At 46.2% G+C, this 14,151-nt stretch carries 13 protein-coding genes; 2 read left to right on the forward strand and 11 right to left on the reverse strand.

From position 1 onward, the window contains the following. The first annotated feature begins 272 nt into the window (after positions 1 to 272). Positions 273 to 1,958: a dihydroxy-acid dehydratase gene (gene ilvD, locus MHH25_RS23230; RefSeq protein ID WP_036616973.1), complete on the forward strand. Its 1,686-nt coding sequence runs from the start codon at positions 273 to 275 to the stop codon at positions 1,956 to 1,958. An 85-nt stretch (positions 1,959 to 2,043) separates the two neighbouring features. Here ilvD and MHH25_RS23235 read toward each other — a convergent pair whose 3' ends face one another. Together MHH25_RS23235 and MHH25_RS23240 are read right to left on the reverse strand one after the other, a co-directional pair. Beyond that, positions 2,044 to 2,550 carry a hypothetical protein gene (locus MHH25_RS23235; protein ID WP_340018257.1) on the reverse strand — a complete coding sequence of 169 codons (507 nt, stop codon included), beginning with the start codon at positions 2,548 to 2,550 and terminating at the stop codon, positions 2,044 to 2,046. After that, entirely contained in the window at positions 2,547 to 3,449 is a 903-nt protein-coding gene (locus MHH25_RS23240; RefSeq protein WP_340018258.1) for a polysaccharide deacetylase family protein, read from the reverse strand. The genes MHH25_RS23235 and MHH25_RS23240 overlap by 4 nt, the downstream gene beginning before the upstream one ends. Positions 3,450 to 3,623: 174 nt before the next feature. On the opposite strand from MHH25_RS23240, the gene MHH25_RS23245 reads away from it, so the two are divergent. After that, on the forward strand, positions 3,624 to 4,820 hold the full coding sequence (locus MHH25_RS23245) for an AI-2E family transporter (RefSeq protein ID WP_340018259.1): 1,197 nt from the start codon (positions 3,624 to 3,626) through the stop codon (positions 4,818 to 4,820). On the opposite strand, the gene MHH25_RS23250 is transcribed toward MHH25_RS23245, so the two are convergent. The 9 genes from MHH25_RS23250 to MHH25_RS23290 all read right to left on the reverse strand — a co-directional run bounded on the left by MHH25_RS23250 (position 4,799) and on the right by MHH25_RS23290 (position 14,095). Beyond that, complete coding sequence (locus MHH25_RS23250; RefSeq protein WP_340018260.1) at positions 4,799 to 6,610, reverse strand: penicillin-binding protein 2; 1,812 nt, start codon at positions 6,608 to 6,610, stop codon at positions 4,799 to 4,801. The genes MHH25_RS23245 and MHH25_RS23250 overlap by 22 nt on opposite strands. A gap of 122 nt (positions 6,611 to 6,732) precedes the next feature. Beyond that, positions 6,733 to 9,015, reverse strand: coding sequence for a methyl-accepting chemotaxis protein (locus MHH25_RS23255; RefSeq protein WP_340018261.1), 2,283 nt, complete (start codon positions 9,013 to 9,015; stop codon positions 6,733 to 6,735). 240 nt (positions 9,016 to 9,255) lie between these two features. Beyond that, complete coding sequence (locus MHH25_RS23260; RefSeq protein WP_100529071.1) at positions 9,256 to 10,584, reverse strand: U32 family peptidase; 1,329 nt, start codon at positions 10,582 to 10,584, stop codon at positions 9,256 to 9,258. 17 nt (positions 10,585 to 10,601) lie between these two features. Continuing rightward, entirely contained in the window at positions 10,602 to 11,531 is a 930-nt protein-coding gene (locus MHH25_RS23265; protein ID WP_222215759.1) for a peptidase U32 family protein, read from the reverse strand. A 14-nt stretch (positions 11,532 to 11,545) separates the two neighbouring features. Next, positions 11,546 to 12,586, reverse strand: coding sequence for an endolytic transglycosylase MltG (gene mltG / locus MHH25_RS23270; protein WP_243391439.1), 1,041 nt, complete (start codon positions 12,584 to 12,586; stop codon positions 11,546 to 11,548). Positions 12,587 to 12,662: 76 nt separating this feature from the next. After that, positions 12,663 to 12,977, reverse strand: coding sequence for a DUF1292 domain-containing protein (locus MHH25_RS23275; protein WP_047844066.1), 315 nt, complete (start codon positions 12,975 to 12,977; stop codon positions 12,663 to 12,665). Next, positions 12,978 to 13,277: a DUF1292 domain-containing protein gene (locus tag MHH25_RS23280; protein WP_017686820.1), complete on the reverse strand. Its 300-nt coding sequence runs from the start codon at positions 13,275 to 13,277 to the stop codon at positions 12,978 to 12,980. A gap of 12 nt (positions 13,278 to 13,289) precedes the next feature. Continuing rightward, positions 13,290 to 13,706 (reverse strand): Holliday junction resolvase RuvX, encoded by a 417-nt coding sequence (gene ruvX / locus MHH25_RS23285; protein ID WP_036616953.1) that lies wholly within the window; start codon positions 13,704 to 13,706, stop codon positions 13,290 to 13,292. Positions 13,707 to 13,834: 128 nt separating this feature from the next. Continuing rightward, complete coding sequence (locus MHH25_RS23290) at positions 13,835 to 14,095, reverse strand: IreB family regulatory phosphoprotein (RefSeq protein ID WP_036616950.1); 261 nt, start codon at positions 14,093 to 14,095, stop codon at positions 13,835 to 13,837. Between the last annotated feature and the right edge of the window lie 56 nt (positions 14,096 to 14,151).

Genomic DNA, 14,151 nt, shown 5'->3' on the forward strand with positions numbered 1-14,151 from the left:
TTTCCCGTAAATCAAGAAGTCTAATTCCATGAAAATGGTTTGAGGCTTCTTTCTATTGATTGTAGAAATATGACGACGGTTGTGATAGACTCAATAGAAAAACCGGGTGTTCACGGGTTTAAAGCAGCAAAGAATTTCACAAACTACGGGGAGCTCGACACCGGCATGCCGGTCCTTTTTTTTAGAGTACGGATGAAATTAAACGACAGATGCACTGCCATTTACTTTTCCATTCATGTTGCTCAATATTATATATTTGGGGGGAATACACCATGTCAGCCAAGAAGATGCGTTCCGATATGATCAAAAAAGGTTTTGACCGTGCACCACACCGGAGTTTGCTCCGCGCAGCGGGCGTTAAAGAAGAGGATTTCGGCAAGCCGTTTATTGCCGTATGTAACTCATACATCGATATAGTGCCCGGCCACGTCCACCTTCAGGAATTCGGTAAAATTGTAAAGGATGCTATTCGTGAAGCCGGTGGCGTTCCATTCGAATTCAACACCATCGGAGTAGATGATGGTATTGCCATGGGACACATTGGTATGCGTTACTCGCTGCCAAGCCGTGACATTATCGCGGATTCCGTGGAAACCGTTGTATCTGCACACTGGTTCGACGGCATGGTATGTATCCCGAACTGTGACAAAATCACACCAGGCATGATGATGGGTGCACTTCGTGTAAACATCCCTACCCTGTTCGTAAGTGGTGGACCAATGAAAGCTGGTCGTGACAGCAATGGTAAAGCTCTTTCCCTGACATCCGTATTTGAAGGTGTAGGTGCTTACCAAGCAGGTAAAATCGATGATAAGAGCTTGCTTGAACTTGAACAGTTCGGCTGTCCAACATGTGGATCATGTTCCGGTATGTTTACGGCAAACTCCATGAACTGTCTGGCTGAAGCGATGGGACTGGCTATGCCAGGTAACGGAACCATCCTTGCCGTTGCTCCTGAGCGTCGTGAGTTTGTTAAACAATCCGCTACCCAATTGATGGAACTCATCAAAATGGACTTGAAACCACGTGATATCGTAACTGTAGAAGCGATCGATAATGCGTTTGCACTGGATATGGCGATGGGTGGATCTACGAATACAGTACTGCACACGCTGGCACTGGCTCATGAAGCAGGTATCGAGTATCCAATCGAACGTATTAATGAAGTAGCGAACCGCGTTCCACATCTGGCGAAACTTGCACCTGCTTCCGATCTTCACATCGAAGACGTTCACAATGCAGGCGGCGTAAGTGCAGTGCTAAACGAGTTGCTCAAGAAACCAGGCGCAATTCATGGTGACTGCATTACAGTAACAGGTAAAACAATCCGTGAGAACGTTGAAGGAAAAGAAATTCAGGATACAAATGTCATTCACCACCTGGATAACCCGCATTCCGAAAAAGGCGGCCTGGCTGTATTGTTTGGTAACCTTGCACCACAAGGCGCTATCATCAAAGTTGGTGCAGTTGATGCTTCGGTTGGCGGATACCACAAAGGTCCTGCCATCTGCTTTGACTCCCAGGAGCAAGCGCTCGAAGGTATTGCTAACGGCAAAGTAAAAGAAGGACATGTTGTTGTTATCCGTTATGAAGGACCAAAAGGCGGACCAGGTATGCCTGAGATGCTGGCTCCTACTTCCCAGATCGTAGGTATGGGATTGGGTGCCAAAGTTGGTCTGATCACCGATGGACGCTTCTCTGGCGCATCCCGCGGAATCAGTATCGGACATATCTCTCCGGAAGCAGCTGAGGGTGGTCCTATCGCCTTTGTTGAAGAAGGAGACATCATCGAGCTGGATCTGAACAACCGTATCATCGAATTGCACATCAGTGACGAAGAGTTTGAACGTCGTCGCGCAGGTTGGAAAGGCTTTGAACCGAAAGTAAAAACCGGTTACCTGGCTCGTTATTCCAAACTGGTTACCAATGCAAGCAACGGTGGCGTACTGAGTATCTAATTCACTAATAAATAAAGGGTTGCTCTTCTGCCAAATCTGGCGAAGGGCAACCCTTTTCTTTTGCTGGTTGGTGTGATCAGTCCGTTTAGTTCCGCTCTGGCAGTATATCTTGTTCAATTAACAACGATTCATCTCTGGATTCTTCTACCGTTGCTGCTACCTGCATCGTATGTTGACCGTAACGTTCCAATAATAGATCCAGCGGCATGGCAATCATCTTGGGTACCAGTTGTTCAGTACGCTGTTTCAAACGTTTGGTTCCTGCCGGGTGGATTACACTTAACAGCAGCTTCAAGTATACTTTGGATGCAGCACTGAACGGTCCAGGAGGCAATTCTTGTATGGTAAATCCGAATTTTTCTGGGCCTCTGTTAATCATACTCACACCGTATATGGCCTTGGCAGAGCGTAACTCAGGTTCGAGTGCCACCATGCGTGCCAAATCCGGCAATTGCTGTTCCATGGTCCGAATCATGCGAATAGCCAAATGCATACTGGAACGTGACGTCACTCCAAGTTCAAACAACTTCTGATTGTCAAAATGTAGTTCTATCACCGGATCTCCATTTTGAATGACATGGCCATCATTCATCTCCACCCGTGCTCCGTGATATACACGTGATCTGAAGTGCAGCATGGGGTCCTCTGGCGAAGCCGTCCGTAGATGGTATACCCACAGTGGAACAACTTCTCCCAGCCCAACCATAAGGCAACAACGATTCGTTTCCATAGCTTCAATGGTGTCTGTAATTGCGTTTTGTTCTGAGATTCGCTCACTATGATACCTCCCATCAACGTATCAACGCGTACGCTTTGCAGGCCTAGCCGTTCAGCTTCCTGTAATACGACTTCCAGCGCCTGAAGCATCTGCTCCGGCGCGTATGCATCAGCACCAAGGGTCGTTCCTCGATCATGCAGCAGCATGACCTCTCCGCCTCTCAGTTCCTTCAGCATCCGTTCAGTCAATCTCTGGGCACCTACTCGGCTTCTCCAATCTTCAAACATGGAAGACCACAGTACAATCTTTCGTTCTTTTTTGCTGAAAAAATCAAACAAATTCATAATCCCCCACGGTGGACGATAATAACAAGTCTTCACGCCGGTTACTTCATGAATAATCTGACCTGTTCGCTGAATCTGATCTCGAACGGTACGTGGCCGCATGAGCCAGTTCGTCTTGTGAATATAATTATGAATGCCAATAAGATGACCTTCCTCATGTATGCGCTGTATGAGTTCAGGATGACTCGCTGCATGTTCTCCAACGACAAAAAATGTGGCTTTTGCTTGATGCTGACGAAGCAGATCGAGCAGTCTTGGCGTATAATGTGGATCTGGTCCATCGTCAAACGTTAACGCAAATTGTGTATCACTTCTTCCCCGTCGAAATACACGAAAACCAAAAAGCCTGCTGATCAAACTTGGAATAAAGGCGTAAAAAGATGAAAGATACAATAACCACAGTAGAATACTCTGAAGTATCGTTGTCATGTTGCAAGCTCCCCACTTCTCCTGCTGAATTACGGTGCACTATGGCACTATCTAAAATAAACCGCCTTTAATTTTATCATAGTTCAGACTTTTCTTGAATCCTGTTTTCCCAAAAAGATAGCTATCGTGTACAATAAATACAATCTAATTATTGCCATCAAAGGAGCCATGTCCATGCTACCGCTTTACAAAAAATACGGGCGAACTGTCTTTGACATCGCATTGCTCGTATTAACCGTGTATGTGATCATGTACGGTTTCAGTCAATTATACCATGTGGCTGCACCGGTCTTTCTATCATTCATTGTGTATTGGATGATTGAACCGCTGGCCAAATTTTTACATCGCAAAGGATTGCCCAAGACGCTTGGAGCCGCCATCTCCGTCTTGTTGTTTCTTGCATTAATTGTCGCTGCCTTTTTTGGGGTAGGCTTGATTATCATTTCACAAATTTCCAATCTTCAAGATAATTTTCCCGTATACATTGAAATGATACAACGTGAATTCACCAATCTTGTTTTATTCATTCAGGACAAGTCAGACGCTCTCCCTGATGGAGTTATGGAAAAAGCGAATGATTATTTTGCAACACTGACCGGGTTCCTGTCCAAATGGGTAACTAGCGGAGCGCAATTCGTAGTAGGTTTCCTCAGTTCATTCTCTTCGTTTATTACGAACTTCGGAATTGCGATTATTCTGGCATTTTTCCTCAGTATCGAGATTGAATCCTGGCGCAAGTTCGCCCGTGCGAAAACGCCCAAAACATTAAAGTTAGCTATTGAATTCATGCGTAATCACGTGTTCAAAACAATCCGCTCGTATCTGAAGGCACAGATGATCATGATGCTCATTACGTTTGTATTGATTTATGCAGGTTTGTTGATTTTGGGAACCTCTAACGCCTTTACCATTGCAGCAGTCTGTGCGGTTTTTGATCTGGTACCCTTGCTTGGCGTTCCTGTTGTGTTTATTCCATGGATCGTCTACTTGTTCATTATTGGCAATAGTAGCCTGGCGATTGGCCTGATTGTGATTCTGGCAGTAACGATGCTGACACGGCAGTTGCTGGAACCGAAAATATCGGGTAACTCGATTGGTGTATCCTCGGCGTACTTGATGCTTTCGTTTATGCTGATCTCTCTTTCGATCTTTGGCCTGGCTGGCGTAGTGTTATCTCCAGTGCTTCTGATCCTTCTGAAAGAACTGTTACAACAAGGATACCTGCAAAAGTGGATTCACCTGCCAAAAGATGAATTTGAGTCCTCTCCATTAGTCATGGACCCACCCGTTAATAAGGCCTCATCGAATTCTGCCGAATCTACTGTACAACGTCCCATTCCTGCGAAGGATCATGAGGACTCCGCCAAATAGTCCATCACCTTCCTGAAGAGAGCTGTCGCCTGATGATGGCTGTCTGGTGAGACATTTTGGACAAGAACAGCTACGGCGTACTTGGGTTGTTCTATCGGTCCATAACCAATGAACCATTGATTGTTACGCTTCTCTACATGTTTCTGTACCTGAGCTGTACCTGACTTCCCTGCAACATGCCACCGTGCACGCTGCAGGGATTTTCCTGTTCCCTCACGGACTACCTTATTCATCCAGGATATCAGTTTATGCGCTGTTGCGGGAGCAATCTGTCCTGATGCTGAAGGTGAATCATGCAAGGGCATTTCCAGCATGGTGCCACCATCCGCATATCGGATGCGCTTAACGAGACGTGGGGAACTAACCTTTCCATCATGTAACAGTGTAACGATCAGATTGGCAGCTTGCAGCGGTGTGACCAAGACATCTCGCTGACCAATTGCTGTCTGTATTTTCGCACCTTCATCAGCGGAAGAAACAGCCTCTGTTCTCACACGCCCGTGATCCTCATGATCAAAATGTCGTAACACAGGCATTCCTGCCATCTGCTTCCCCTCCCAGCCAATCGGACGCGCGAGTCCCAGACGATCAGCCATGTTCTCCAGTTGTTCCATACTAAGCCTGCGTGCCGTTTCCGCAAATACGATGTTACAAGACTTAGCGAATGCTTGCTCCAGATTCAGGTCTCCATGCCCATGCTCCTTCCAGCAAGACAACCCATATCTTCCGTACTCACCACCGCAATGGAATTCTTCTCCGTTAGAAACCGCATGATACTCCAATGCGGCAGCCGCAGTGACAATTTTGAAAATGGAACCCGGTACGGCTCCCTGTAATGCACGATTCCCCCAGGCCGATTCTTTAGGGTCCACATGTTGTGGCTGATAGAAAGGGCGGGAGATCATGGCGCGAACATCTGCGTTAGCGGCATCTAACACAACAATGGCCCCTTCTTGTAATCCAGATTCTTGCGTCAACTCCTCCAACCCACGCTGTAACTCAGCATCCACAGTGGTTTCCACACGTAAAGGATAATGGCTATTGGCTGGTGCAATGACGTGCGGTTGAATATCAGGGATAATCTCCCCACCACCCGAGACCATGCGTGATACAAGCGTAGGGCCAATTCCCCTTAACAGCGGTTCAAGTGTCCTTTCCAGTCCAGCTGCCCCTGATTTCATGGCAAATGGCTGTTTTATTTCATCCTGATGCCCTGTTAGAACTTTGGAGGACTCAGGCTGTTCAGCCAGATAACCCATCCACTGCATTCCTGTATGCCCCTGAAGGTACCTTGTCATCATCGGATAGATGCCAGCTCCTTGCAGGTGCAAACTGCGTAGACGCTCCACCTGAGCAGCGTTCAAAAGAACAGGCTGATGTGTACCTGCTGTCCAGAAATGAGGTATACTTTCCTGATTCCATTCCTTCTTCAATTGATCCGGATCGGTATGTAATATAGCTGCCAACTGTACCATCTCGGAGCCTTCTAATGCCCCATCCTTGCGTAATGTCTGTAATGGACTTGCCTGTGGAAAAAGAACCAGTCCCCATTGCAGCTTACCGGTCAATGCCTCACCCTTGTAATCTGTAAATTGCCCCCGCCCCGGGTCAAGCATCACCCCGCGTTCACGCTGCAATACAGACATTTCACGTACCGTTCGGTGAAATCCAGGCATCGTCTGATTCACCTGAACGATCTGAACCCATCCCAATCGTAATATAAGCAATCCAAAGACAAGAGTTAGAAGAATACAAGTTATATAGATTCGCCGTTTCGCAAGGAGATGCATCCCAATCTCACCTTTTGTCGTTTTGACATATTATTGCTGATATGACTTGGAATTATCCGGTAAACAAAAAGAAAACCTGTCCCATGTGCGGGACAGGTTCTCCTCATTTCAACCTTGGCTTGTTACACCGTAAAGCGTGACAAGGTTTCTTTCAGTTCAGTGGACACATTCTCCAGTTTGCCAGACAGATTGACCAGCTGGTTACTGATATTTTGCTGTTCACTGCTCAAGGAAGCTACTTCTTGGGACGTTGCAGAAGATTCTTCAGCTACAGCGCTGACATTGCTCATGGCTTCAGACAACGTACCTTGAGATTTGTTCAAATCTCCAATAGAACCTGTCACCATGCCCAGACGTTCCACAAATGCACCCATCTGTTCCTGTACGGAAGCAAAGATGACGTTGGTATCTTTAACCGCATCCATCTGTTCCTTGAATAACGGATAAGCTGCCGACAAAGCATCAACGGTCTCATTCATTTCAGTCATGATTTTGTCTGTAATCTCTCCAACCATCTCAATGGATTGTCTGGATTGAGCCGCGAGCTGACGAACCTCATCAGCCACCACCATGAATCCGCGTCCGGCTGCACCGGCACGTGCTGCTTCAATGGTTGCATTCAGGGAAAGGATATTTGTCTGTTTCGTTATGTTTTGCAGCACTTCAAGCACTTTCAGAACAGAAGACGTACTCTCTTTCAGCGAATCAACCTTATTCACCAGTGCACCAATCATTTCTTCTGTCTTCTGGGTTTTGGTCATCAACTGATTCAGATGTTGTGTTCCTGTCTGACTGGACTTCTCTACATGACGAGCAGAATCACCCATCTGTTCATTAGCAGCGATTACACTCTGCATCTGACGAGAGATATTGTCAGTTAATTCATTGCCACGTTCCGCTTCAGTTGCCAAACTGCCTGCACCGCCCGCGATCTCTTCTGTAGCTACGGCAATCTCCGAAGCAGACACAGCCGTTTTCTTGGATGCACTGCTCAGCTCAGAGGCCGTATCCAATACTTCCTGCGCAGAACGATTGGTTTGTTCAACCAGCTTAGTGATCTGCTCCATCATCAGATTGAAGGCGGTCGAGAGCTGACCAATTTCATCCTGGGAGCTATATGGTGTACGAACTTTAAGATTACCTTTTGCACCTTCCTGCATCAGGTCTTTCAATTTGCCAAGTGGACGAGCGATCATACGCACCATCCAGATCCCGATCAATACTGCAATCCCCGCATCAATCAGCGCCATCCACAGGGTCAGAGTCAGAATGCCTTTTGCGTCCTGAACCAAAACAGAGGTAGGTATCATACCAACCAGTTTCCAATTGGATGTATCCATCGTACTGTATACAGCCAGCATTTCCGTAGATTTGCCATCTACCGAATACTCCGTATTCGTACTACCTGCTGGTTCGGTCAACTCTTTGACAAATGCAAGCTCTGTTTCTTGTCCTGTACGATCCGAGATGGAGGATGCAACCACTTTATTATCCGGAGCAATTAATTGAAGAATAGCTCCTGGCCCAAGATCAAGCGATTTCAATTGTTCCTCCAAAACTTCCAGTTTCAGTTCAATAACCAGAACATACGACTGAGTCGTCCCCTGCAAGTTTTTCATGGAACGTGCAATTTTAAACGTTGGCGTTGAGCCACCTTCTTTGACCTCTGTTGGAAGCCAGCGATAACCGCCCGCTTCAATTAACTCACTGTACCATGCTTCCTGGCGAATGCTGCCCATGGATGAACTGTTGCTGCCGGTACCCATAATGGACTTTGTATCGTCCGTAGGTACCAAATAAATCGCTTCCATAGATTTATTTGTAAATGCAACATTGGACAGTTGCTTGTTGATGGAACTTGAGTTCACGAATGTATCATACGCAGTCAAATTCGTATCTGACATTTTTTGTAGCAAGGACTGCATTTCCGGATCAAAGAAAATCTGTGTGGATGTATCGACAAACCTCTCCAAAATGATGTCCATTTTTTGTTTGGTCTGATCAATGGTCTCCTGATTGGCACGCGAGGCATTTTTCTCTATCGTACCTTTGGCCTTCGAATAGGATAATAGACCTAAACTTACTACAAAAATCATAATTCCCGCAAAAAAGATCAAGAACAGTTTAACCCCTACGGATTTAACCGGATTTGCCTTCTTAATCTGTTGGAAAGAGGAACCTCCAATGTTTTTCCAATCCCGGTTTTTAAATTGTTTCTTTACCCAATCAGTCTTGATCCAGCCCAGGTTGAGCTTACTGCGGTTAATCTTAAACATTTTTTTGCCACTGCCTGTTGTTTTGCTTTTGACTACTTTTTCTTTCTTCACTTTCTGAACCTTCTCAGGATTAACCTGCTCGGCTTTTGTCACTTGCTCCCCACTGTCTTCCTGCTTCTTTTGAACCAATCCCATTCACCTGCCAGTAATTTACTTGTTAGATTTTTCTTTCTCTCCCCTATAAATATGTAGTATTCGACAGCTTTCTTCGTTCCCCTTTCACTTCCCAGAAATATTTTACAACTTTATTCCTATTTTTCTATAAAAAAAAGACCCCCATCTGCCGATAAACGGAGGTCCCCATGTAAATTTCATAACACTATGTTGTTAAATCATAATACAATATTGACACATTATAGGTATTTGAGCCTACTTCTTTTTTCTCATCATATCGAAGTACGAAACCGGTTGATCTACCTTCATTTTAATCAGTTGCAACGGGTGACGAGCAGCATCTAGAACATTGCCTTCTTCATCCTGTATTTCACCGACGACCTGTTTGAAAAAGTGACCACCCGGACCGAAAAATTCGATTTCCTGTCCTGGTTTGAAGTGATTGCGCTGTTGAATGGTTGCCATTCCTGTTTCAGCATCATACCCCATGACCAATCCAGCAAAGTCAAAAGGTACGGCCTTTTCTTCCGGTTCATAGATATGATCTTCATGATCTGGTGTATCATAGAAAAATCCGGTATTCAGCGGGCGATTCGCCGCTTTGTTCATTTCTTCAACCCATTCAGGTTTCAGAACATAATTTTCCGGGTCTGCCATATAGGCGTCAATGGCTTGACGGTATACGTTAACCACAGTTGCCACGTAGTGGATCGATTTCATACGTCCTTCGATCTTGAAACTGTCCACACCCACATCAATCAACTCGGGAATATGTCCAATCATGCACAGATCCTTAGATCCCATGGAGAATGAATTATCCTGTTCCTCGAATAGGGGAAGCTGGTTCTCACCCAGTTTGAATGGTGCAGGTGCCTTCATCTGCATGTCCTCTTCGCTGACCCACACCGTATCTTCTCTCGCATCCTCGAACAGATCATACTTCCAGCGACAAGACTGGCAACAGCCGCCCCGGTTGGAGTCCCGATCCGTAAAATGGTTCGAGAGCACACAACGTCCGGAATACGACGAACACATTGCCCCGTGAATAAAGGCTTCAATTTCGATATCCACATTGGCCTTGATCTCTTCAATCTCTTCGAAGCTAGTCTCACGTCCGAGAACAACTCGCGGGAGTCCTTCATCTTTCCAGAACTTCACGGCTTGCCAGTTGAGTGTGGATTGTTGAGTACTTAGATGTACCTCAAGGCCTGGCACAGCACGAAGGGCTACTTCAATAATAGCCGGATCAGCTACGATGATCGCAGAGATTCCCGCATTATAGAGGTTTTGCAGGTACGTTTCGATACCTTCAACATCCTCATTATGTGCATAGATGTTCGTCGCTACGAACACTTTGGCTCCATACTTTTTGGCAAACTCCACACCTTCACGCATCTCTTCAAAGCTGAAGTTATCCGCGTTGGAACGCAGTCCATAGGCTTGTCCACCGATATATACGGCATCTGCACCGTAATGGATTGCAAATTTCAGTTTTTCCAGATTACCCGCCGGAGCTAGCAGCTCCGGTTTGTCCAGACGGTTACGTTTCCCCGAGAACTTCCGCTGTACCGCCACTGTTTCCATTCTGTTCACCTCGTCTATTAATACACTTGTTCTTTATAGAAAAATCCAAACGACAATTCACGTTCAGGGTCCTGTAACTTCCGCACCTCAGCGAGCCACTCTTCAGAGAACGCATATGCATCAGCATCGGCTATATAACTGTCAATCGCTGTCCGATATGCACGTACAACAGCTTCATTGTAGGTGAGTGATTTTAACATACCTTCTATTTTGAAACTGTGCACGCCCGCCTCCATCAACAGATGAAGATCTTCGAGGATACATATATCCTCTGAGCTCATAATGTGTGTACCGTTAATATCCTCGTAGATCGGGAATTTCTCATCCCGACGTTCAGCCTCGATCAGGAACAATCCCCGCTCTTTCCCCAGATGTCCCTCAACCGGCCGCCCTTGATGAGCCATATAACTTTGCACCAGACTGCGCTTGGAATGATAAATATTCGTCATACCATGCACCTGAACCTGAGCTTCCACTTTCAGAAAAGGGACCATTTCCGTCAACTCGTCCATATTCAACTCACGGGCAAGCACAACACGACTAGCTCCCTTGGTTCCCCAATAGTTGGCCGTCGCATAGTTCGTTGAAGTCATCTCCGCATTCCAGTGCAACTTCACATGTGGCGCGTATTCCTTCATGGTAGCCAGCACGGATGGATCATTAAACTCCACACCATCAATACCGATTCTGCCAAGTGCTTGAACATATTCAGGCAATTCTTTCAACAGTTCGTTGGACATCAGATTAGTCATGGATACATACACACGCGCCTGATGTTTGGCTGCAATGGCAACCACCTCTGCTGTCTCTTCCACGCTAAAGCTGCCTGGAAGACGCATGCCGAATCGATCATCTCCAATGACCAGAGCATCTGCTCCAGCCTGGAGAAGCACTTCTGCCTCTTTCACATTCGCTGCTGTAACGAGCAGTTCATGTTTCTTACTCATATAATCCCCTCCGCTTATTGCGCAGCCTTACTTTTGGCTATATTTTGCTGGTGTTCCTTATACGTTTTGGCAAATAGATGTCCAGACGAGCCATCCTTTTTTGTCACATAGAACAGATACTCCGAAGCTTCCGGATTTAGCGCTGCTTCAATGGACGGAAGACTTGGACTGGCAATTGGACCTGGTGGCAAGCCTTTGTTCAGATACGTATTATAGGGACTTTTCACCTTTAGATCCTTGAAAAATAATCGTTCCTTCGGTCTGTCGAGCAAATATTGAACGGTAGCATCAATCTCCAGCTTCATATCCTGATTGATCCGATTGTAGATTACACCTGCAACCAGAGCACGTTCCTCGTCCACTACAACTTCTTTCTCCACGAGTGACGCGATCGTCAGCAGTTCATGCAGGGAAAGGTTCTTTTCCTGCAGCTTGGCTTCCAAATCAGGAATGGAATTAATCTTGGTCTGGAATTCTTCCAGCATCCGTTGCATCACATCATGCGTGGAACTTCCCTTTTTCAGCTCATACGTCTCCGGGAATAGATACCCTTCCAATACGTAGCGAAGTTCTTCATCCACTGGAATATCTTTGATGATATCTACATCAAAGGCCGAAGGATCATTGGCCAGCTTGATGAATTCATCACGATCTACTACATGCTCATAAGAAAGCTTACCCGCCATTTGCAGAACGTTATAACCCTCCGGAATCGTAAATTTCACCATTTCTTCCGGTACAACTTCGCCACTACTCAGCTTGCTAACAATCTCATCATATGTCACGCCAGGATTCATTGAATATGTACCCGCCATGAAATTAGAACCTAGTTTCTTCCACTTTAAATACCCTTTGAAGGTTAACCCGCTTCGGATAAGGCCTTCTTCTTGAAGCTGATCCGCGATTTTCGAAGTTCCCGATCCGCTCTTAATCTCGAATACGACCGGTTCTGTAGAAGCTTCCACAGGACGCATCATACTCCACACGTAACCGCCTGCGCCTCCGACAAGAACTACAATGATAAGCAGTATGACTACAATTGCTTTCCCTTTCAAAAAAGAAACAACTCCTTTACACAACCAAAAAGAGCGGACTTCTCCGCCCTCCCGGTTTCTTCAATTTGAAGCTGATTTAATCTTCGTCAATGGGGAGTGTACACTCATCATACAGTTCCGAGATGTTCTCCCACTCATCATCATCGTCGATCGTAACTAACTCTGGCATGATCTGGTCTTCACTTCCAGGTGATACCCGCAGAAGTTCAACCTCGTCATAAGGTCGCAACGAACTGCGGAGCACCGCGTACTGCTGACCGTTCACTTCGAACTCAGCCAACAAGTCATACGGTTGTGATTTACCGTTCTCTTCCTCGAGCTCAACATGAGCACCGAATGCCAGACGCAGTGAATCTGTCCATTTCAGGTCTTTGCGGCTATATTCCGTCATTTAGTTCGCTTCCTCTTCATCTTCAGCAAGAAATGTATTAAACGTCTCCTCGACGATATCCCATTCGGCATCATCTTGGATGACGAAAAGTTTAATATCGTCGCCCTCTTCTTCATAACGGAATGCATATACATCCGTTTCGCCATCTTCAGGTTCAACCGGAGCAACCATCATGTACTTGGCCTCCGAACCATCTACTTCAAACTTCATGATGACTTCAAATTCCTCTTCATTACCCTCGTCATCCGCAATGTAAATAATTTCCGCTTCTTCTTCCATACCCAGTTGATCTTCAGCCATTGTTGATCCCCCTCACCTTCTACTATTGGCATCCAAATAATTTTGCAAAATCAAGCTTGCGGCCATTTTATCCACAACCTGCTTGCGTTTTTTCCGACTGACATCCGCTTCGATCAGCGTACGTTCTGCTGCCATGGTTGTCAGCCGTTCATCCCAAAGGTGAACAGGTAAATTCAGTTCATCCCGCAGGCGATCGGCAAACGCAATGCATATCTCACCGCGCGGTCCTACGGTGCCGTTCATGTTTTTGGGAAGTCCGACTACGATCTCACTAATCTCATGCTCACGCACAAGTTCGGCAATCCGAGCGAACTCACCTTCATCACGGCGGCGTTCTAGCACTTCCAATCCCTGGGCAGTCCAACCGAAGGCGTCACTCGCGGCAACTCCGATTCTTCGGTCCCCATAGTCCAAACCTAATATTTTCATCCATGCTCTCCCATCCTGGGGCCTGCTCAGGTCGATTACAAATAATCGCCTTCTCAAGCTTCAGGCTGTCTTCTGTCGGTTCATTTCCCGCTGCCTGCAAGGCTGCAACACAGCGGAAGCGGCGTACATTACCGGTGATTGGCCAGATAGGAACGTACAAGCTCTTCAATCAGCTCATCGCGCTCCTTTTTACGGACCAGACTACGTGCGTTGTTGTGACGAGGAATGTATGCCGGGTCTCCAGAAATCAGATACCCAACAATCTGGTTGATCGGATTATACTCCTTATCGACCAATGCATCATATACCGTGAGAAGAATCTCTTTGGATGATGCTTCCTGTTCGTCACCTTTCACATTAAATTTAACCGTCTTATCCATGGAGTCCATTGATGACACCTCGCTCCTGCATGAACATGGGGACCATGTCCTGCCGAATTGATTTC

Origin of the sequence: Paenibacillus sp. FSL H3-0457 (assembly GCF_037981725.1) — a bacterium.
Classification (GTDB): domain Bacteria; phylum Bacillota; class Bacilli; order Paenibacillales; family Paenibacillaceae; genus Paenibacillus; species Paenibacillus amylolyticus.

Coding starts and splice junctions, on each gene's coding strand:
- MHH25_RS23240 (WP_340018258.1), bottom strand. CDS start 3,449: ATGACAACGATACTTCAGAGTATTCTACTGTGGTTATTGTATCTTTCA.
- ruvX (WP_036616953.1), bottom strand. CDS start 13,706: ATGAAAATATTAGGTTTGGACTATGGGGACCGAAGAATCGGAGTTGCC.
- ilvD (WP_036616973.1), top strand. CDS start 273: ATGTCAGCCAAGAAGATGCGTTCCGATATGATCAAAAAAGGTTTTGAC.
- MHH25_RS23260 (WP_100529071.1), bottom strand. CDS start 10,584: ATGGAAACAGTGGCGGTACAGCGGAAGTTCTCGGGGAAACGTAACCGT.
- MHH25_RS23275 (WP_047844066.1), bottom strand. CDS start 12,977: ATGACGGAATATAGCCGCAAAGACCTGAAATGGACAGATTCACTGCGT.
- MHH25_RS23280 (WP_017686820.1), bottom strand. CDS start 13,277: ATGGCTGAAGATCAACTGGGTATGGAAGAAGAAGCGGAAATTATTTAC.
- MHH25_RS23250 (WP_340018260.1), bottom strand. CDS start 6,610: ATGCATCTCCTTGCGAAACGGCGAATCTATATAACTTGTATTCTTCTA.
- MHH25_RS23290 (WP_036616950.1), bottom strand. CDS start 14,095: ATGGACTCCATGGATAAGACGGTTAAATTTAATGTGAAAGGTGACGAA.
- MHH25_RS23265 (WP_222215759.1), bottom strand. CDS start 11,531: ATGAGTAAGAAACATGAACTGCTCGTTACAGCAGCGAATGTGAAAGAG.
- MHH25_RS23235 (WP_340018257.1), bottom strand. CDS start 2,550: ATGAATGATGGCCATGTCATTCAAAATGGAGATCCGGTGATAGAACTA.
- MHH25_RS23245 (WP_340018259.1), top strand. CDS start 3,624: ATGCTACCGCTTTACAAAAAATACGGGCGAACTGTCTTTGACATCGCA.